Source organism: Phycisphaerales bacterium (assembly GCA_016716475.1).
Classification (GTDB): Bacteria; Planctomycetota; Phycisphaerae; order UBA1845; family Fen-1342; genus JADJWG01.
Window position 1 is genome coordinate 1158678 of record JADJWG010000002.1, and the last position, 18962, is coordinate 1177639.

General features: G+C 64.6%; 16 protein-coding genes and 1 tRNA gene. 14 read left to right on the plus strand and 3 right to left on the minus strand.

From position 1 onward, the window contains the following. Positions 1-65: 65 nt before the first annotated feature. The 9 genes from IPM18_12475 to IPM18_12515 all read left to right on the plus strand — a co-directional run bounded on the left by IPM18_12475 (position 66) and on the right by IPM18_12515 (position 12097). Positions 66-950: a SpoIIE family protein phosphatase gene (locus IPM18_12475; GenBank protein MBK9120399.1), complete on the plus strand. Its 885-nt coding sequence runs from the start codon at positions 66-68 to the stop codon at positions 948-950. Positions 951-961: 11 nt separating this feature from the next. Continuing rightward, entirely contained in the window at positions 962-2107 is a 1146-nt protein-coding gene (locus IPM18_12480; protein ID MBK9120400.1) for an ABC transporter permease, read from the plus strand. Then, positions 2107-2946, plus strand: a complete 840-nt coding sequence (locus IPM18_12485) for an ATP-binding cassette domain-containing protein (GenBank protein ID MBK9120401.1) — start codon at positions 2107-2109, stop codon at positions 2944-2946. Before IPM18_12480 ends, IPM18_12485 begins: the two co-directional genes overlap by 1 nt. Next, complete coding sequence (locus IPM18_12490) at positions 2943-4055, plus strand: MCE family protein (protein MBK9120402.1); 1113 nt, start codon at positions 2943-2945, stop codon at positions 4053-4055. Before IPM18_12485 ends, IPM18_12490 begins: the two co-directional genes overlap by 4 nt. Positions 4056-4057: 2 nt before the next feature. Next, on the plus strand, positions 4058-4768 hold the full coding sequence (locus tag IPM18_12495; GenBank protein ID MBK9120403.1) for a hypothetical protein: 711 nt from the start codon (positions 4058-4060) through the stop codon (positions 4766-4768). A gap of 656 nt (positions 4769-5424) precedes the next feature. Beyond that, positions 5425-6684 (plus strand): efflux RND transporter periplasmic adaptor subunit, encoded by a 1260-nt coding sequence (locus IPM18_12500; GenBank protein MBK9120404.1) that lies wholly within the window; start codon positions 5425-5427, stop codon positions 6682-6684. Positions 6685-6687: 3 nt separating this feature from the next. After that, positions 6688-10128 carry an efflux RND transporter permease subunit gene (locus tag IPM18_12505; protein ID MBK9120405.1) on the plus strand — a complete coding sequence of 1147 codons (3441 nt, stop codon included), beginning with the start codon at positions 6688-6690 and terminating at the stop codon, positions 10126-10128. 49 nt (positions 10129-10177) lie between these two features. Beyond that, positions 10178-10639, plus strand: a complete 462-nt coding sequence (locus IPM18_12510) for a hypothetical protein (GenBank protein MBK9120406.1) — start codon at positions 10178-10180, stop codon at positions 10637-10639. 66 nt (positions 10640-10705) lie between these two features. Next, positions 10706-12097 carry an alpha/beta hydrolase gene (locus IPM18_12515; protein MBK9120407.1) on the plus strand — a complete coding sequence of 464 codons (1392 nt, stop codon included), beginning with the start codon at positions 10706-10708 and terminating at the stop codon, positions 12095-12097. A gap of 29 nt (positions 12098-12126) precedes the next feature. Here the strand turns inward: IPM18_12515 and IPM18_12520 are convergent, their stop codons facing one another. Together IPM18_12520 and IPM18_12525 are read right to left on the minus strand one after the other, a co-directional pair. Beyond that, the gene (locus IPM18_12520) at positions 12127-12456 is read right to left on the minus strand and encodes a hypothetical protein (GenBank protein MBK9120408.1); all 330 of its coding nucleotides are present in this window, start codon (positions 12454-12456) and stop codon (positions 12127-12129) included. Between the two features lie 116 nt (positions 12457-12572). Then, positions 12573-12645 (minus strand) — tRNA-Lys (locus IPM18_12525). A gap of 223 nt (positions 12646-12868) precedes the next feature. Between IPM18_12525 and IPM18_12530 the strand changes: the two genes are divergently transcribed. The 3 genes from IPM18_12530 to IPM18_12540 are packed head-to-tail and all read left to right on the plus strand — an operon-like array spanning position 12869 to position 15624. Continuing rightward, entirely contained in the window at positions 12869-13651 is a 783-nt protein-coding gene (locus IPM18_12530; protein MBK9120409.1) for a phosphoribosylformylglycinamidine synthase subunit PurQ, read from the plus strand. A gap of 54 nt (positions 13652-13705) precedes the next feature. Further along, a complete protein-coding gene (locus IPM18_12535; protein ID MBK9120410.1) occupies positions 13706-14893 on the plus strand; it encodes a permease in 1188 nt (395 codons plus the stop codon). Then, on the plus strand, positions 14890-15624 hold the full coding sequence (locus IPM18_12540; protein MBK9120411.1) for a hypothetical protein: 735 nt from the start codon (positions 14890-14892) through the stop codon (positions 15622-15624). The genes IPM18_12535 and IPM18_12540 overlap by 4 nt, the downstream gene beginning before the upstream one ends. Positions 15625-15768: 144 nt before the next feature. Here the strand turns inward: IPM18_12540 and IPM18_12545 are convergent, their stop codons facing one another. Beyond that, positions 15769-16470: a GPP34 family phosphoprotein gene (locus tag IPM18_12545; protein MBK9120412.1), complete on the minus strand. Its 702-nt coding sequence runs from the start codon at positions 16468-16470 to the stop codon at positions 15769-15771. A 231-nt stretch (positions 16471-16701) separates the two neighbouring features. On the opposite strand from IPM18_12545, the gene IPM18_12550 reads away from it, so the two are divergent. Together IPM18_12550 and IPM18_12555 are read left to right on the plus strand one after the other, a co-directional pair. Next, on the plus strand, positions 16702-17178 hold the full coding sequence (locus IPM18_12550) for a hypothetical protein (GenBank protein MBK9120413.1): 477 nt from the start codon (positions 16702-16704) through the stop codon (positions 17176-17178). A gap of 122 nt (positions 17179-17300) precedes the next feature. After that, positions 17301-18869 carry a 9-O-acetylesterase gene (locus tag IPM18_12555; GenBank protein ID MBK9120414.1) on the plus strand — a complete coding sequence of 523 codons (1569 nt, stop codon included), beginning with the start codon at positions 17301-17303 and terminating at the stop codon, positions 18867-18869. Positions 18870-18962 lie beyond the last annotated feature (93 nt).

Below are 18962 nucleotides of genomic sequence, written 5' to 3' on the forward strand. Positions count from 1 at the left end.
TGATCGGACTTCAGATCGAGTGAACGAGGGGGTAGTCGCGGTCCGCCGCGCAGCAGGAACGAGCCATGTCGACCTACAAACGCTACTGCCAGGCCCAGGCCCAGAGTGATGGACAGTGGTTCGCCAACCTGGTCGATCGCGTCCTCGAGCTGCATGAGGAGCTGCGCAAGGCGCGCAGCCAACTCGCGAACTACAGCGAGATGCTCGTCGCGATTCAGCGCTCGATTCTGCCGCAACAATTGCCCGCCGTTCCAGGTCTTGACTTGGCCGTGCATTTCGCCGACGCCGACGCCGAGGGCGTGGGCGGCGATTTCTATGATGTGCACCCAATTGGGCCCGACCGCTGGGCGATTCTCATCGCGGACGTGGCTGGCCACGGTCTGGCCGCCGCGGCGATCCTCGCCCTGGTTCATGCACTCGGCAGCGCCGTACAGGACGAAGCTGCGAGTTCACCGGGTACTGCCTTGGCGCTCGTCAACCAGCAATTGGCGACCCGTTACCTGGCCAACACGGGCCAATTCGTGACGGTATTTGCTGGTTTGTACTCCGCGCAGGCCCAAACACTGACCTATGCAGCGGCAGGACATCCTCCGCCGCGGCTGGCTCGCGGCAACGAGGTCCGACGGCTCGGCGACTTCTCCGGGTTGCCGTTGGGAATCGACACGGCAAGCGTGTACTCCGAACAGACTGTGCAGCTTCTACCCGGTGACCGCCTGGTCCTTTTCACTGACGGCATCACCGAGAGCAAGTGCGCCACGCACGACCTGTTCGGCGACGAGCGATTGGATGCGGTTCTTCGGGCCCCGGCGAGTACGGCCACGGCCCTGCTGGCCCGCGTTGTGAATTCTGTGCGCCGTTTCCGCGGGGGGCGACCAGCGGAAGACGATGAAACGTGCCTCGTCGCAGTTGTGAATCCCGTGCAACAGACCACTGAAGCGCGACAGGCGTGAGGTAGCACGTCATGAAGGGCCGAAACGTGGACAACTCCATCGCAGAGGTCGAGACGACGGCCGGCCAAAAGGCGCGGGTCATCCTGCGTGGCCGCCTCGATGCGGACAGCATTGCCGCGAACTGGGGCCGCGTGGTCGAACCGCTTCGGCAGGCGCGCGCTACCGCGGTGCACATTGATGCATCCGGCGTCGACTATTGCGACGGAGCCGGGGTGGGCCTGCTGATTGAACTGCGGCGAATTGCAGCCCGCAACGGCGGCCAAATGACAATCCAAGGGCTGCCGGACGAGCTTACGCCACTGGTCGAGATGGCTTCCCTGGATGATCCAACGGTCCGGGCCCTGGATCCTCCGCCTCCCGTGCCCGTTCTGGTGCGGGTCGGTCGGTCAGTGAACGAGGTTCTCCGCGACTTGTCGCAGATGATCACCTTTACGGGCGAAGTTGCCGTTGCACTCGCCTGGGCAATCAGCCATCCCCGGCAGGTCCGCTGGCGAGATGTCCGCATGGTGGCCGAGAAGGTCGGCGTCAACGCGCTGCCCGTAGCCGGTCTCCTCGGCGTCCTCGTCGGCGCCATTGTGGCCTACCAGACGGCGGCTCCGCTGAGGAACTTCGGGGCGGACGCCGACGTATACGTCGCCGACATCATCGCCGTCGCTGTTCTGCGTGAGCTGGGTCCGCTGATCACGGCCATCCTGGCGGCGGGGCGGACGGGGTCGGCCTTTGCGGCCGAAGTCGGTACGATGAAAGTCACGGAGGAACTTGACGCACTGACGACCATGGGGCTCTCGCCGGTGCGCTTTCTCATTGTGCCGCGCGTGCTGGCGGCGGTTCTGGTTCTTCCGTTCTTATGCGTGTTCGTTGACCTGATCAGTATCGCCGGTGGCTACGCCGTATTCGCCACGCTGGGTTATCCGCTGGCGACCTTCTGCCGGCGGACGCTGGAGGTCGTGAACTACGTCGACCTACTGGGTGGGCTCTTCAAGATGCTGGTTTTCGCGTTGTTGGTTGCCGCCATCGGCTGCCAGCGTGGCTTGGTCACCCGGCAGGGCCCAGGGGCGGTCGGCGATTCGACCACGCGGGCCGTGGTGGCCGGGATCATTCTGGTCATCGCCGCCGACTACCTGCTGGGCGCCGCGTACTTCCATCTGGGAATCTGATGTACGCTCGGGCTGTAAATTCCGCGGAGGGGCCGATCATCCGGGTCGACGAATTCGTCGCCGAATACGATGGATCGCCGGTGTTGAACCGTGTCACGCTGGAGATCCGGCGGGGCGAGGTGTTCGTGATTGCCGGCGGTTCGGGTTGCGGCAAGACCACTCTCCTCAAGCACATGATCGGCTTGTACGAGCCGGCTGGCGGCCGAATTCTGATCGATGGCTGCGACATCGGTCGGGCCACCGGTGCGGAGCGTCACCGCATCCTGCGCAGCATTGGCGTGGCCTACCAGGGCGGGGCCCTGTTTGGCTCGCTCACGGTGCTCGAGAATGTGCGTCTGCCGCTGGAAGAACATACGGACCTCCCGGCCGACGCCATCGACATGATCGCGGTTTCCAAGCTGAAGCTGGTTGGACTGGAGGACGCGGTCCACAAACTCCCGGCGGAACTCAGCGGCGGGATGACCAAGCGCGCCGCGCTCGCCCGGGCCATCGCGCTTGATCCGCAGATCGTGTTTCTCGACGAGCCGTCGGCCGGGCTCGATCCGATCACGTCCGCGGAACTCGACGGCCTGATTCTGCGCCTGGCCCGGCTGCTGCACACCACTTTCGTCATCGTGTCGCACGAGTTGCCGAGCATCTTTGGCATCGCCGACCGAGCCGCCATTTTGGATGCGACCACAAAGACCATGGTGGCGCTGGGGCCGCCGGCTGAACTGCGTGATCACTGCCCCAACGAGTGGGTGCGCGCCTTTCTCACGCGTCGACCTCCAACCGCGACCCACCTTGCGCCTGCGCAAAGTGAATCCAGCGGTTTGCAGGTCACCGGAGACTACTCATGAGCGTCAAGACTGGTTACTTCCGGCTGGGGCTGTTCGTCATTGGGGGAAGCCTGGCGCTCGTTGTGTCCGTGGTGTACCTGGGCGCGGGCGAGTACTTCGTCGATCGCATTCAGGTGGAAACCTACTTCAAGGATGCGGTGCAGGGTCTGGATGTCGGCGCGCCCGTGAAGTATCGCGGTGTGCCGGTCGGCGTGGTGCAGCGCATCACGTTCGTTGGTGCCGAGTACGGTGCGCCGGACAGTGCATCCGTCGACGAGCGTATGTACGTGCGCGTGCTGTTCGGCATCGACCTCAAGGCCTTCCCCGGAATGACCCGCGAGCAAATCACCAGCCACATTGAAGAAGCGGTCGGGCAAGGGTTGCGCATGCGGCTAGCTGCGGCCGGACTGACCGGCACGGCTTTCCTCACCGCCGAACTCCTCGACCCGCGGGATTTTCCCGCCATCGAGGTTCCGTGGACACCACACAATCTCTATGTGCCGTCCGCGCCCAGTTCCTTCGGAGCGATGGTTGCTTCGCTGGAGAAGTCCATGCGCGAGCTGGGTCAGGTCGACATCGTGCAGCTCGGCGAGGATCTGGGTGCCTTTCTGGATAACGCCAACAAAACGATCCAGCAGGTCCATATCGATGAAGTGCAGCAGCGCGTGATCGCGCTGCTGGACGAATTGCGCGACAGCAATGCGAAGCTCCATCAACTGCTCGCCAAGCCGGCGCTGGAGAAAGCTATCGATGACGCCGGCGCCACCATGGCGGGACTGCGCGAGGTTGTGGACCACTCCAAAGACGACGCACAGAGCGCCCTGAAGAGTCTGCGCAGTGCCGCTGGACGAGTGGATAACCTGCTGAACGACCAGCGCGTCGAGACAATTCTCACCCAGGTCGCTGGCACCGCCGAACAGCTTCCGGCGACCATGGCCCGCCTGCGCGGCACGCTCAAGACCATCGATGAACTTCTGCGCGAGGAGCAACCGAACCTCCAAATCATCATCGAGAACCTGCGGGTCGCTTCCGAAGACCTAACGCGGCTGACCGGCGAAGCCAAGGACTACCCAGCCCGCATCCTATTCGGTGATGCGCCGCCGCGCATCACACTCAAACGAGGACAATAACCATGCCTGCATCCCAACGGCTAATCGTTCTGGCTGGACTCAGCGCCATGATGGCCGCGCTGGCGGGCTGTGCGGCGTTCAATCGCCCGTACCCGGCGAAGCGGTGCTTCGCACTGGATATCGCACAGCGCCCCGAGCCATTGCGGCAACCCACCGTCGCTACGATGCGCGTTCGACAATTCCGCGTCGCGCCGCCCTACCACCAGCAGCAGTTCGTGTACAAGCTCGGGGAATCCGAGTTCACGCGCGACTATTACCACGAATTCATTGCGCCACCCGCTGCGCTGATCACGGATCAGGCCATCTCCTGGTTGGGCGAGAGCGGTGTCTTTCGCGCGACCTGTCACGGAACAAGCGCGGCCGACCACGACCTCGTACTGGAGGCCGTGGTCACCGGTCTCTACGGCGATTATACAGACGCGTCCAATCCAACGGCCGTTGTGGCCATCCACTTCTTCGTACTGGCGGAGGAAGGTGCCCGTACTAGCGTCGTGTTCGATCAAGCGTACTCCGAGCACATTTCACTCGGCAGCCACGAACCCGACAGGTTGGCTCACGGCTGGAGCGAAGGTCTCCAACGCATTCTCGCATGTCTGGAGACGGACCTGCGCCCGGCCCCGAGCGTGAGCATCTCTCTTGCGACACCGGGCACCGAACGCGCATGGAGCTCGGGTGTGGCGCGCGAGAGATCGTCCGATGGCGAGCACGAATAGCGAGTGCTCCCGGTCTCAAGCGAAGCAAGGCGAGGCCCGTCCGAAGCGTTGATGGTGTCAGGGGTGAACGGCCGCCCGGCGTGACGTCCATTGAGTGTGCGCGTGTCCGGGCGCGCTGCTGGCTCCAGCCGGTCCCGTTCTCGGCGCACCGCCCGCATTGCGCACCCGCTGAATAAGATGGCCAAACTTCACCTCTTGGGGATGACACCTGAGCGGGACCTGCCGCTGCAACCAATCGTGCGAGTGCCGGCCCGTGTCGAGTTGGGGCGCGCCGACGGCGACCTGGGCCTGGCACCCGCCTGCGCGGGAAGTGTCTCGGCAATCAATGAGCTTGACGATGGGCCAAGCTTGGTGCCTCGCGTCCCAACCGGCGCGCCAACATACCGGCGCGGGTGTCAACCTGTCGGCAATGCGCCACTGACATGATATGCGTGCCTTTACGACGCCGCAAACCGTAAGTTTCTTGGCGGGAATAGGTTAGGAAAAAACTGGCCGGCGATTCTGGCGCTGGAACGGCCGTTGCCCATTGGCATCCCATACGAAGGAATTCAACCGCCGTGGAGTCGCCCGCCAAGAACGAATGCGCGTCGGCGATCCGTGGCCTGGTGAAGCCCGCTCCGGCCGCAACTCCTGGACCCTGAAAGTGAGGAAGTCCGATGCAGAGTACCCGTTCATCCGTACGTAGGGCTCAACCTTCTCCGGTTGTGCGCTACATCCTGCCCGTCGCAGCGCTTGCGGGCCTGGCTTGGTCTGTGGGCTGCCGTCATCAGGAGGAAGTCGCTTCACCCTCACCACCGCCGGTCGTCAGCGTCAGCCACCCCGTAGAGCGCGAAATCACCGACTATACGGAATTCACCGCTCGAGTCGCCGCTGTCGAATCCGCCGAGGTGCGGGCGCGTGTGAGCGGGCAGATCGTGGCCGTGCCGTTCGAGGCCGGGACTTTCGTCCAGGAGGGGGATGTCCTGGTCGAGATCGACGTGCGTCCGTTCCAGGCGGAACTGGAGGCCCGCATCGCTGAGGAAGCCCGTGCCGCGGCCTACCTCAACCTGGCCAAGGTTGAATTCAGCCGGATCGAGGGTATCCCCGCGGGCTCGCGCACGGCATTCGAGTACGACACGGCGTCCGCACGTCTTCAGGAAGCGCGGGCGGCCAAAGCGGCCGCCTCGGCGGCGGTCGAGCTAGCGCGACTGAACGTGGAGTGGTGTCACGTCGTCGCGCCGATCTCGGGGCGGATCAGCTACCAGCATGTCACGATGGGCAATCTCGTTACGGGGGGGACGGGCAGCGGCACACTCCTGACCACCGTTGTTTCGGTGGACCCGATCTACGCCAACTTCGACGTAGATGAGCGCACCGTTCAGCGCATCAAGCAACTGATCCGCGAGGGCAAGCTCGCGTCGAATGAGGAAGCGGAAGTCCCTATTTGGCTGGGCCTGGCGACCGAGAACGGATTCCCCCACCACGGCACGATCAACTTTGTGGACAACCAGGTCAATCCGAGGACTGGGACTCTGCGCGTGCGTGGCGTACTCCCGAATGCGGACGGCGCACTGTCGCCGGGCTATTTCGCCCGGGTCAGGGTGCCGGTCTCCACGCCGCACCAAGCCCTGTTGGTATCCGAGCGTGCGCTCGGCACCGATCAGGGCCAGAAGATTGTCTTCGTCGTAGGGGCCGACAACAGGGTTGCCGTCCGCCCGGTGCATCTTGGCGGGCTTCACGATGGTCTGCGCGAGATCATCGACGGACTTAGGGCCGTTGATCGCGTGGTGGTGAATGGCCTGTTGCACGTCCGCCCGGGACAGTCCGTCGCGCCGCAGCTAGTAGAGATGGCGACTTCCGCCGGCAGTAATGCCCATGCCAACACGCGGCCGACGAGTCTCGCATCCAACCCCCAAGAGGCAAGCTCAAAGGAGTAGACCATGCTCGCCCGGTTCTTCATCAACCGCCCGGTCCTGGCCTGCGTGATCTCGATCGTGATCGTCCTGCTCGGGGGCATCGCGGCGGGCCTGTTGCCCGTCGCGGAGTACCCCGACGTCACGCCACCGATGATCCGCGTCAGCGCTTATTACCCCGGGGCCAACGCCCAAGTAGTGGCCGACACGGTCGCCGCCCCAATTGAGCAGCAGGTGAACGGCGTCGAGCGGATGATGTACATGTCGTCGCAGAGCAACAACGACGGCTCGTACACGCTGGACGTGACGTTCGAGATCGGCACCGACATCAACATGGCCCAGGTGCTGGTGCAGAACCGCGTGGCCATCGCCCAGTCCTCGCTTCCCGAAGTGGTCAAGAACATCGGCGTGACCACGAAGAAGCAGGCGGCGGACATTCTGCTGTGCGTCAGCGTCTACTCCGAAGACAACCCGGAAACCGGTCAGCCGTTCTACAACCAGCTCTACCTGAGCAATTACACCACCATTCAGCTCAAGGACGCGATCGCCCGCATCGAGGGCGTCGGCGACGCGTTCGTCATGGGCCAGCAGGACTACAGCATGCGCGTCTGGCTGGACCCGGACGAGCTCCAAGCGCGGGGCATGACCGTCGGCGATGTGATCCGTGTGCTGCGCGAGCAGAACGTGCAGGTGGCCGCGGGGCGGATCGGCCAGCCGCCCGTGCCCACGGGCCAGGACTTCCAGCTCACGCTCAGTACGCTCGGCCGACTGGTTGAGCCGGAGGAGTTCGCCGACATCGTCGTCAAGACGGACACCAAGGGAGAGATCACCTACCTCCGAGAAGTCGGCCGGGTCGAAATGGGCGCGCGAAGCGAGGACCTCATCGCGCGGCTGGACCGCCGGCCGTCGTCGGGCCTGGCCATCTACCTGCTGCCGGGCTCGAATGCGCTGGACACCGCCGATCGCATCAAGGCCGCGATGCGGGAGCTGGAAACGCGCTTCCCGCCCGGGCTGAAGTATACCATCGTCTACGACACCACGCCCTTCATCCGCGAATCGGTCACTCAGGTGTTCCACACGCTCATCGAAGCCATCATCCTGGTGACCATAGTCGTGCTGGTGTTCCTCCAGGACTGGAAATCCGTCCTACTACCCATGATCGGCGTGATCGTGTCGCTGGTCGGCACGTTTGCTGTCATGAGCGTGATGGGCTTCACGCTGAACAACCTGACCCTGTTCGGGCTGGTGCTCGCGATCGGCATCGTGGTTGACGACGCCATCGTCGTGCTGGAGAACATCGAACGCCACCTCGAGCTGGGCAAACCCGTCCGCGAGGCCACGATCGACGCCATGAAGGAGATCAGCGGGCCGATCCTGGCCATCACGCTCGTGCTCAGCTCGGTGTTGCTGCCCAGCGCGTTCCTCAGCGGGCTGGTCGGGCAGTTTTTCCGACAGTTCGCCGTCACCATCTCGGTGTCCATGATCATCTCGGCCGTCAACGCCATGACGATGACTCCGGCGCTGGCCGTGTTGTTCTTCCGCAACCGCAAACCCGGGCACCACGGGGACGAGGGCAAGGAGGCATTGCCGTGGTGGAGCTTCGCCCTGTTCGGCGGACTGGCGTCGATGTGGCTGCTCGCGCCGGTCCTCGGCCTGTGGCTTGGGCTGCCAACCGATGAACACGGTGGCGAGGCGGCGCCCGGTGGCTTGGGTGCAAGTCTGCGAGCCTTGGGCGCGAACCTGCTCCTGTTCCTCCCAGGCGCCGTCGCCGGCGGCCTGCTCGGCCGACTCCTGATCCGCCCCGTGAACTGGGTGCTGGGTCGTCTCTTCCGCGGGTTCAACTGGCTCTTTGAGCGGGCGACGCGGGCCTACGGCACGACTGTGGGCTGGTCCCTCCGCCTCAGCGCTGTCGTGCTCCTGATCTACATTGGGATGATCGGCCTAACCGGCTTCGGGTTCAGCCGCATCCCTACCGGGTTCATCCCCATGCAGGACAAGGGCTATCTGGTGACGAACGTCGTGTTGCCCGACTCGGCCTCGCTGGAGCGAACGCTCGCTGCAACCGACGCAGTCGAACGGATCGCGCTGGAGACGCCGGGCGTTGCCCACACGCTGGCACTGCCGGGCATGTCGTATGTCCTGAACGCCAACAGCTCCAACTACAGCAACGTGTTCGTCATCCTCAAGCCGTTCGACGAACGCCTCGATCACACGCTCGGCGCCGAGGCCGTCGCGGCACGAATCCGCGAACGCCTGGCGCGCGAGGTACCGGAGGCTCAGGCGCTGGTCTTCGGTGCACCGCCGATCTCGGGCCTCGCGAAGTCCGCCGGCTTCAAACTGATGCTGGAAGGTATCGGCGACGTGGACTTCGACGAGCTGCAGACCCGCGCCGACGAATTGGCCGCCAAGGGCAACCAGCAGCCCGGCCTGGTCGGGCTGTTCAACAGCTTCCGCGCCCGCACGCCCCAGCTCTATGTGGACATCGACCGCGAGAAGGTCAAGTCGATGGGCGTACCGCTCAACGACGTGTTCGACGCGCTCCAGGCCTACCTCGGCAGCTACTACGTCAACGACTTCAACCGCTTCGGTCGCACCTGGCAGGTCAACGTACAGGCCGATGCGCCGTTCCGCACTGATGCGGAGATGATTCGGCAGCTCAAGGTCCGCAACCTCGACGGCGACATGGTACCGCTGGGCGCGCTGGCCGAGGTGCGTGATTCCACCGGGCCGGTCCAGGTTACGCGCTACAACATGTTCCCGGCCGCCGCGATCACCGGAACGCCGTTGCCCGGGACCAGCATGGGCGACGCGCTGGCAATGATGGAGCGGCTCGCCCGCGACCTGCCGCGCAACATGGCCACGGAGTGGACCGAAGTGAGCTACCTCCAGAAGGAGGCCAGCAGGCTCGAGCAGTTCCGTGACCTGCAGAAGAATCCCTTCAGCGCGTTCGCGCTCGGCGTGATCCTCGTCTACTTCGTGCTCGCCGGGCTGTACGAGGGGTGGTCGTTGCCGTGGGCGGTGATTCTGGTCGTGCCCATGTGCCTGCTAAGCGCGCTGGTGGGGCTGTTCCTGGCCGGCATGGACGTCAACATCTTCGTCCAGGTCGGCTTCGTCGTGCTCGTCGGCCTGGCGGCCAAGAACGCGATCCTGATCGTCGAGTTCGCCCGTGACCAGGAGGTCCAGGGGGCCAGCCGCTTCGATGCGGCCGTCGACGCCGCCTGCGTGCGGCTGCGCCCGATCCTCATGACCAGCTTCGCGTTCATCCTGGGCGTGTTCCCGCTGGTCATCGCGCAAGGCGCCGGCGCCGAGATGCGGCAGACGCTGGGCATGGCGGTGTTCGCCGGCATGATCGGCGTGACCCTGTTCGGCATCTACCTGACGCCGGTCTTCTACTACGTCGTTCGCTGGTTCGTTCGGAAGCCGCAGCGCTCCAGTGAGCCGGTTCAACTGCAGGTGGCGCCCCAGTGATGGCGATTCCCGACAAAGCGGCCGACACCCCAAGCGGAGTACACACCCGATGACGCCGATCGCTCAAGGAACCGCCAACTCGCTCGCGACGGAACCACACGTGGCATCAGCCGCGTTCGTCCAGGCCTGGGAGAACGTCCGGCACATCCGCAACGAGCGCATCTGGTTCACCAACGCGTACACGGCCGTCGTCGCCGGCGGCCTTGCGCTTCTCCAGCGGGACGTCGGCACATCGGCGAACAAGTTGCTGACGTGCACCGGGTTCCTCGTGCTGGTGATGTTCTCGCTCGCTTCGCTGATGTCCAGCATTCGGCTGGTGGCCGAACTGCGGCACTCCATCGCGAACCTCCAACGCGTGGTCACCCAGAACGGAATGGGCTCGCTTGTCGGAATGATCGAGCCGCCGCGCGGCATCACCGCGAGTCTGCCGATGCGCTGGGTGTTTCCGATCTTCTTCTGCCTGACGACCATGGCACTGGCGGTGCTGCTGGTTGCGAACGTGCTGCGGTGAGCGGCAGAACCGGTTCGTGTGACTCTGCAAGCACCATTGGAAGCGCTTCCGCCTCGGAGAGTAGCGATGGCGATGGCCTCAATGAGCTCAGCCGCGGAGTGCATCGCCGGAGCCGTCAAGACGCACACGACTACAGCGTGGCTCCAGTGTGTCAGGAGTGTAGTCGCGATAAGTGCGATTACGGTTCTCGCAGGGTGCGCCACCACTCCAACCGACATTCCGGCGCGATGTGAGCGCGGTTACGTCTATTATCTTGACGGTGCCGGCGGTGGCCGCCCGCTGAGCAACTGGGCATCCGGAGTTCGCGACGGACTACGCACGGCGGGTTACCCCGGCTGGGGAGAGATGTTCACATGGCAGACGGGCCTGGGCGTCGCGCCGGACCAACTCGCCAGCAACGAATACAAGCGTGCCAAGGCGGCCCAGCTGGCCCGGAAGATCGTTGCGTTTCAGCAGACTCACCCGAACACACCGATCACCTTGGTTGGACACTCCGCGGGCACGGCAATTGCGGTCTTTGCGCTGGAAGCCCTGCCTGAGCGGCCAATCATCGAGAACGTGATCCTGCTCTCCGGCTCCTTGAGCGCCGACTACGACTTGACCGTGGCGCTGATGCGGGTGCGGCAGAACATGTATGTCTTCACCTCCGATCGCGACGTCATCCTGACCGTCCTTCTACCAATCAGCGGACCGGCGGATCGTGGTGCGGCCAGCAACCATGTCACCGGCGTGTCCGGCGCGATCCTGCCCGCGAATCCGCGACCGGAGACGGCGCATCAGTACAGCAAGGTGGTCGAAGTGCAGTGGAATCCGTCGTTTCGGAGCATCGGGCACGTCGGCGGCCACCTCGACGCCCTCAGCGAGCCGTTCGTTCGGGCGTTCGTCGCGCCGCTGGTTTTCGCGGCCCCCACAAGCCAGGCGGACGGTTACCCTCCGCAGGGCACAGTTCGCAATCCGGATTATCAGTGCTGGGCGGCGTTCCCCCCCGGCTCGTGGGCGCTCTTGGAGGGCACTTGCACGCGCGATGGCCGTACGGATGTCTGTCGCGTCAAGACCACGCTCATCTCGAAAACCGTTGACAGCGCCATCATCAAGCACGACCTGACGATCAATGGCCAGCGACCGGTTGAAATCCAGATCACGCAGCGCTCGATCGTGATGGCCAATATCGATCCGCAGGACCATCCGATCACGCATCCGGCCGCGGATGTGGCCCGGGTCAGGCAGGTTGAGATCCCGATCGTGGGCGAACGAACCAAGTGCGACGTTACACGGATTGCCGTGCCGGGCGAGTTCGACTTCTGGGGTGACAACATCCGCGCCGAGATCTGCACCGCCAGCAACGTGCCCGGATATCTGGTGCGTCTCGATCTCAGGACCGTGCTCGACGGCAAGCGATACGAATTCGCGCTGCGATTGAAGAGTCTCAGTGTAGCATCATCCCCGGTTCATTTCTAAAGAGCACACGGCGCTCTTTGAGAACCAGTTCACGCCGCGGCACAGTAGTAGTGCCGCAGCCGGATGGCGCTCTGCTGGGTGGTAGGGCGGCCATCGGGATGCACGTAGTAGCTGGCGACGTGCCGCCAGGAGCGGGCGAGCAGTTCCTGGATGGTGAGCTGCTCGGGTGCGGCGGCTGCCTGTCGCCCGGCCGCGAGCCATGCGGCGACCACCTGGTGGTAGCGCTCGCTGGCGGGGTCGTCGGCCCGGCCGAAGTAGCGGGCCTGGCCGTTGAGCACAACGTAGCCCTGGCCGCTGGCCTTGTGGAGGCGGTACTTGGGGACGCGCGGTTTGGAGGTGGAAGCACTAGCGGGCGGCACGACCGTTTCTCCGTTACGGCGCGAGTAGTACTACGCGCGCCAGAACCCGGGTTACGGCCGCTCCGCCCGTCGGGCGGGTCTTCGCAACTCGCGAAGTCGGCGATAGTTACGCTCGATGCCTCGGCCAGGGCTCGAACCTGGGACCCGCTGGTTAAGAGCCAGCTGCTCTGCCAACTGAGCTACCGAGGCGCTGCTGCACGGCCGGAGCCCTGCAGTCATGGAGCATCTTAGCACATGGCGCGCGACTCGCAACTGGGTGGGGCAAAAAGGTCCGCGGGCCAGCGGCGCCTTGCCCCGGCGACGGCTGCGGATACAGTCCCACACAGCAGCAGCATTGGCCGGCGCATGGTGTGCCGGCACGGCGCCGTTTGCCGGTCGGGTGTGCCCGACCCTGTGCGAAGGTGGATCGCTCTTGCCCAGTCCCCGAGTGTTTGTCCTGCGTGCCGCTGGCACGAATTGCGACCTCGAGACCCAGCATGCCTGGGAACTCGCCGGCGCCACCGTTGAACGCATCCATGTCCTGCAACTCATCGAGCGGCCCGCATTGCTTGATCACGCCCAGATTCTCACCCTGCCGGGCGGCTTCAGCTATGGCGACGACATCGCCGCCGGCCGTATTCTCGCCGACCAGCTCGAACGGCATTTGTCCGATACTTTGCGCGCCTTCGTTGACCGTGGCCGTCTCGTTCTCGGGATCTGTAACGGGTTCCAAGTCCTTGTGCAGATGGGGCTGCTTCCTTTCGCGCCGGAGCCAGGTCACCCGCGCGCCTGCACCATCACCGCCAACATTCCACCGGGCTTCCAGGTCCGCTGGGTACACCTGCGCGCCGCGAACGACCGTTGTGTTTTCCTCGATCCGGGCCGCCACTACGAAATGCCGATCGCCCACGGCGAAGGCCGTGTACTTTGCGCGGATGAAAATACGTGGCAACGCCTGCAGGCCGGCGGTCATGCCCCCCTGCTCTATACCGCGGCACCGCAAACATCGCCGGGTGCCACCGCCCCTGCCAATCCCAACGGCAGCCAGGGAGATATTGCGGGCCTGTGCGATGCCACCGGCCGGGTGTTCGGCCTCATGCCCCACCCCGAGCGCTTCGTCGACTGGACCCAGCACCCCGCGTGGACCAGCCAACCCGAGCGTCCGGCCGGCGATGGACTCGCCCTTTTCGAGCGCGCCATCCGCGGCGTGGCCTGAGCATCGCACAGCGATTCTTGGTAGATCCCGCGCATCTACAGCGGCGACGCTACAATGCGACAAGGCGTTCCGAACCCGCGATTTGCCCAGGAGGTTCTTCTGGACAAGCCCCTGCCCGTCAGTCCCACCGCTGCCGTCGCAGCGCCGACGCAGCCCCGGATCCAACTCTGGCCGTTGCTCGGCTTGGTTTTCGCGATCGGGGCCGTCATCTTTCTGCTCGCGTTCCGGTCCGACGGCCGCGTTCACACGCTTGGTTCAAAATTTACCGGCATCGTGCTTGAAGCGCTGCCCTTCGTCATGCTGGGCTCGCTCATCGGCGGCTTCATCGAGGTCTTCGTCTCGCGGGACCGTCTCACGGCACTGCTGCCGAAGCGGACTTTACCGGCGATTTTCGCGGCCGGTTTGCTGGGTATCGTCCTGCCCGTCTGCGAATGCGCCGTGATAGTGGTGACGCGCCGCCTTGTGCGCAAAGGCGTGCCGTTTTCGGTGGCGGTCGCGTACCTGCTCGCAGGTCCCATCGTGAACCCGATCGTCGCAGCGTCGACCGCCGTGGCCTACACCGGCGACATGACCGTCGTCGCCACACGTCTCATCGCCGGATTCGCGATCGCAGTTGCCATCGCACTCATCGTCGATACTTTCTTCCCCGGCCAGCGCGCCCTGCTACCCGGCATCGCGGAGACCGGACCCCACCACGACCACGGCCATACCCATAGCCACTCCGACGATCCCTGCTGGGCTGCTGACACTGTGGCTGGAGCCGAACCGGGTGCAGCCCCCACGGTAGCGACCCACGCAACACCGCGGCCTAAGCCGCCGCTCTTCGGCCGACTTGTCCACAGCGTCGAGCACGCCGCGGACGACTTCCTGCACATCAGCCAGTTCCTGATCGTGGGCGCGTTTGCCGCCGCGATCTGCCAGACCTACCTGATCGAGCGCCAGTTCTTTATGGACCTCGCCAACACACCGGCCGCGGCGATCGGTGTGATGATGCTGCTGGCGATACTGCTGAACCTCTGCTCCGAGGCCGATGCGTTCGTCGCGGCCACCTTCCGCTTCACGCTGCCGCTGTCCGCCCAGATGGCTTTCATGGTGCTCGGCCCGATGCTCGACTTGAAGCTGGTCGCCATGTACCTGAGCTTCGTCCGTCGTCCGGCATTGATCCTCATGATTGTGCTTATGCTCGCTTTTGTCTTCGCCATGATGCTGGCACTTGACGCACTCGCCTGGAGCCAGCCATGAACACGCACTCGACCTTCTCACTCACCACGTTCCTGCGCCTGGCGACGCTCGCGGCCTGGCTCATGGGCTTTCTCTGGCTGTTCAGCAGCACTGCCGCGGGTGGCGCACTGCGCTACGAAGCTTTTCTCAGCGAACGGCTCTGGCCCCTTATCGCCGGCGGACTCGTGCTGACCGTGTGCTTCTTTGCCGCCACCTACGCCCGCATCGGCCGCAGCCCGAGCCACGGCCACACACTCCTGCGGTGGTCGCAGACGGCGCTGCTGCTGCTGCCGCTGATCTACATGACGGCCATCGACCCAACCCGCGCGCTGGGCAGCGAGCATATGCGGCGGCAAGCGGGTGCGGGCCTGGGGCTGCCCGGACTCAGCGGATCGCTCAACTTCCAGCGCGGCGAATTGACGATCCTCGATCTGCTGCAACAGATCGACCGCTTCGAAGGCCAGGAGGTGACACTGCTCGGCCAAGTGGCCCACCGGGATGGCGAGGATGTTTTTGACCTGTTCCGCTTCGTAATGGCGTGCTGCGTGGCCGATGTGATTCCCGTGTGGGTGGTGGTGCCGTTCGACGGGGATGACCTGCCGGAAGACGCGTGGGTGCGCGTGTCGGGCATCCCGCGCAAGGTCACAATCGCGGGCGAGGAGCAAGTGGTGCTTGAGCCCAGCCACAGTGAAAACGGGCCTGGGCCAATCGAGCGGGTCCCCGCACCGAGCAATATCTTCATCCTGCTATGAACACGCAGCAGACCGCGGGCATTCATCGAGGTTGTCAGTGACGATCTGTGTCCCGTCGCCCTGACGCTGCAGGCCGCATGCAAGAAAGTACTGCGACCCCCCCAGTCGCAGTACCGGAGCGAACTCCGCACAACCCGGCGTCATTCAGCCGGCTGCGGCCGCCGCGGCAGCGGCCGCTGTTGCCGCGGCAACTGCGGCCGCAACGGCTTCTTGCGCCGCGCGGGCCGCGCCCGCCAGCACGTTACCCTCTCCCAGGGACTTGATCCGCTGCCGGTGCTCCCGGACGAACGGCCGTCCAAACGCCACGGTCAGCAGACCCGCGGTATGCGCCAGGGCAATCAAAAAAACGGTCCGCTCATCGGGTGCGGGGCCGGTCTGCTTGATCGCACTTTCAATGCGAGCGCGAAGCGCACGCTCGCGCCGCCCGTCGAGTTCTGGATAAATGCGACGTCGAAAGATCCACAGCACGCGCTCTTCGGCAACCCGTAGCGCACCACGCTCGACGAGTTGCAGTGCGATGCGTTCAATGAGCCGCCGCGTTCCACCCAGGCGTGCGACCCAGACCCGCAGGCGCTGGCGCCGCTTACTGGCCGCAATCCGCACCATGGTCTCGGTCAGCAGATTATCCCCCCACGGTGCCGCGCGCAGGCCTTCCACGAAGTGCTTGCGCTCGTCCTCGAGCCGAATACCGCCGCGCAGCAGGAGTTCACCGAGGAGTGCACCTGATAGGGCAAAACGCAACCCCTTGGCGCGCCAGTCCACCGTACCGCGCTCATCGTGCAGTGCGAGCAGCAGCAACTCCTCGTGCAGGCCCAGCGCGTCTGTAGGTGTTCTCTTGGCAGCCATGTCTCCCTCGCTTTTCTGCCGCTGTTCGCTTGGGGCGACTCTCACCGGTAACGGCCACAAGGCAACTCGGTACTCGTTCAACGGGGCGCGTGGTTCAGTCGCAGGCGACATAGCCCACGGACCGCGTGTCTACTGGTAAGATAACCTTGCCTTGTCTAACTGGCGATTAGAATGCCCCATGGTGTTTGTACCACATTCGGCCGGGCATTCCGTAACTGCGAGGGCAACTTGGTGAGCCACGAAGACGAATGGAAGCCGGCAGGCAGACCAGACCCGGCCACCGAGCTACTCCGCCACTACCTGGCTGACCGCGATGAGCCGTGTCCACGCTGCGGCTATAACCTGCGCCAGCTCCAATCACTGCGCTGCCCCGAGTGCGGCGATGCACTGCGGCTGCGCATCGCATTGGTCGAGCCGCGAATGGCGGCCTACCTGACACTTCTTGCCGTCTGCGCAATCGCCTTGGGTGGGGCGTTGCTGATGTGCCTGCTCGCAGTTTTTCAAGCCCCGGGCTCCTGGTGGACCGAGTTCAGTGCTCGCATCCTGCTGTGGATGCTGGTTCTCGCCGGTGGTGCGTTGGCATGCGTGCTGAGATTCGGGCGGTGGATCCGGCGCCGATCTACATTGAGGCAATGGTTGTTGGTCTCAACAGCAGTGCTAGTCTTCAGCGGCTTGGCCACGGCCTTCATCCTGGAGTTTGACGATTAGCAGCCGGCCCGCCGTCCATGGTGACCACCCACCACCGCACGTGGACATACTTGCGGCCGGGTGCACTCGTTACGCCGGATGCGCGGTACGATGCGCGCGGTGAATTCCCAAAAGGAGAACCCATGCCTACCCGCCTGTCGAACCGGCATACGACCAGCCGCTTACTGACGTGCGCCCTTATGTTCACCCTCGCGACGACGGCCGGGGCCGCGGTGCGTCTGCCGCACATCTTCGGCGCGGGCATGGTCGTTCAGCGCGATCAACCGATCCCGGTCTGGGGCTGGGCCGATTCCGGTGAAACCGTCACCATCGAGTTTGCGGACTCGACGGTCTTCACAACCGCAAACGATACCGGGCAGTGGTCGGTAACGTTGCCGCCGCGCGCTGCCGGCGGACCACACACGCTCACTATCCGCGCCACCAATACGCTGAAGCTCGACGACGTCCTCGTCGGCGAAGTCTGGCTCTGTTCGGGCCAGTCCAATATGGAGTGGGGGCTGCGCTCCAGCTCCGACCCCGACACGACGATCGCCGCCGCCGACTACCCCCGCATCCGCTTCTTCCGCGTTCCCCACCGTGCGACACCTGAGCCACAGGATGATGTTGAGGGCGAGTGGCAAATCTGCACACCTGAGAATGTCGGCACTGGCGGCGGATGGAACGTGGGGTTCTCCGCGGTTGCATATCATTACGGCCGCATTCTGCATACTGAACTTGATGTTCCCGTCGGACTCATCCTGTCCGCGTGGGGTGGCACGAGGATTGAGCCGTGGACACCCTCCGCCGGCCTGGCCCTGTTGCCTACCCTGGGTGACATCCTAACTGCGACAGAGCAAGCCCAATCCAGCCACCTGGCCGCAACGCGGGACGCGCTCGCGGCCTTCGAAGCGTGGCTCCCGAACGCCCGGGCGGCCGTGGAGCGCGGCGCACCACCAGCGCCACCGCCCGCGTGGCCGGTACACCCGCTGGAGCAACCGAGCGGACCGACGGCACTGTATAACGGCATGATCCATCCACTCGTGCCGTTTGCGCTGCGCGGCGTGATCTGGTACCAGGGTGAATCGAACCATCCTGACGGCATGCTGTACCGTGACAAGATGGAGGCGCTCATCCGCGGCTGGCGGCTGGTCTGGAACCAGGGCGACTTCCCATTCTACTATGTGCAACTCGCACCTTACGGGTTGATCTACACCGGTGAACAACTGCCGCGCATCTGGGAAGCACAGATGGCCGCACTCGCCCTACCCCAAACCGGGATGGCGGTCACGGTCGACATCGGTGACGTCCACGACATCCACCCCAAGAACAAGCACGATGTCGGCCACCGCCTGGCGCTGTGGGCCCTGGCAAATACCTACGGCCGTGCGGAACTGGTGTACTCCGGCCCGTTGTACGCGGGGATGACGGCGGAAGATGGCCGGGTGCGAATTCGGTTCCGACACACGGGCGGCGGGCTGGCGACACGTGATGGCGCAGCGCCATCGCACTTTGAAATCGCCGGTGTGGATCGCCGTTTCGTACCCGCACAGGCCGTGCTCGACAGCGACACGGTGGTCGTGCATAGCGAGGCGGTACCAGAACCGGTCGCCGTACGGTACGCGTGGAGCCAGCGCGCGGAGCCGAACCTGATGAACCGGGAGGGCCTCCCGGCGTCGCCATTCCGGACAGACAACTGGCCGGTGGAACGGTAGCGCCAGCAGCCCTTCGCGAGTAGTCCTGCTTTCACACCTGGTCACTACCCGGCACTGCGCTCAAGTGCCAGGTCGGCATTCGTCGTACCCGCA

Excerpts from the sequence above, each read along its gene's own strand:
- IPM18_12475 (MBK9120399.1), top strand. The coding sequence starts at position 66 with ATGTCGACCTACAAACGCTACTGCCAGGCCCAGGCCCAGAGTGATGGA.
- IPM18_12480 (MBK9120400.1), top strand. The coding sequence starts at position 962 with ATGAAGGGCCGAAACGTGGACAACTCCATCGCAGAGGTCGAGACGACG.
- IPM18_12485 (MBK9120401.1), top strand. The coding sequence starts at position 2,107 with ATGTACGCTCGGGCTGTAAATTCCGCGGAGGGGCCGATCATCCGGGTC.
- IPM18_12490 (MBK9120402.1), top strand. The coding sequence starts at position 2,943 with ATGAGCGTCAAGACTGGTTACTTCCGGCTGGGGCTGTTCGTCATTGGG.
- IPM18_12495 (MBK9120403.1), top strand. The coding sequence starts at position 4,058 with ATGCCTGCATCCCAACGGCTAATCGTTCTGGCTGGACTCAGCGCCATG.
- IPM18_12500 (MBK9120404.1), top strand. The coding sequence starts at position 5,425 with ATGCAGAGTACCCGTTCATCCGTACGTAGGGCTCAACCTTCTCCGGTT.
- IPM18_12505 (MBK9120405.1), top strand. The coding sequence starts at position 6,688 with ATGCTCGCCCGGTTCTTCATCAACCGCCCGGTCCTGGCCTGCGTGATC.
- IPM18_12510 (MBK9120406.1), top strand. The coding sequence starts at position 10,178 with ATGACGCCGATCGCTCAAGGAACCGCCAACTCGCTCGCGACGGAACCA.
- IPM18_12515 (MBK9120407.1), top strand. The coding sequence starts at position 10,706 with ATGGCGATGGCCTCAATGAGCTCAGCCGCGGAGTGCATCGCCGGAGCC.
- IPM18_12535 (MBK9120410.1), top strand. The coding sequence starts at position 13,706 with ATGCGACAAGGCGTTCCGAACCCGCGATTTGCCCAGGAGGTTCTTCTG.
- IPM18_12540 (MBK9120411.1), top strand. The coding sequence starts at position 14,890 with ATGAACACGCACTCGACCTTCTCACTCACCACGTTCCTGCGCCTGGCG.
- IPM18_12545 (MBK9120412.1), bottom strand. The coding sequence starts at position 16,470 with ATGGCTGCCAAGAGAACACCTACAGACGCGCTGGGCCTGCACGAGGAG.
- IPM18_12555 (MBK9120414.1), top strand. The coding sequence starts at position 17,301 with ATGCCTACCCGCCTGTCGAACCGGCATACGACCAGCCGCTTACTGACG.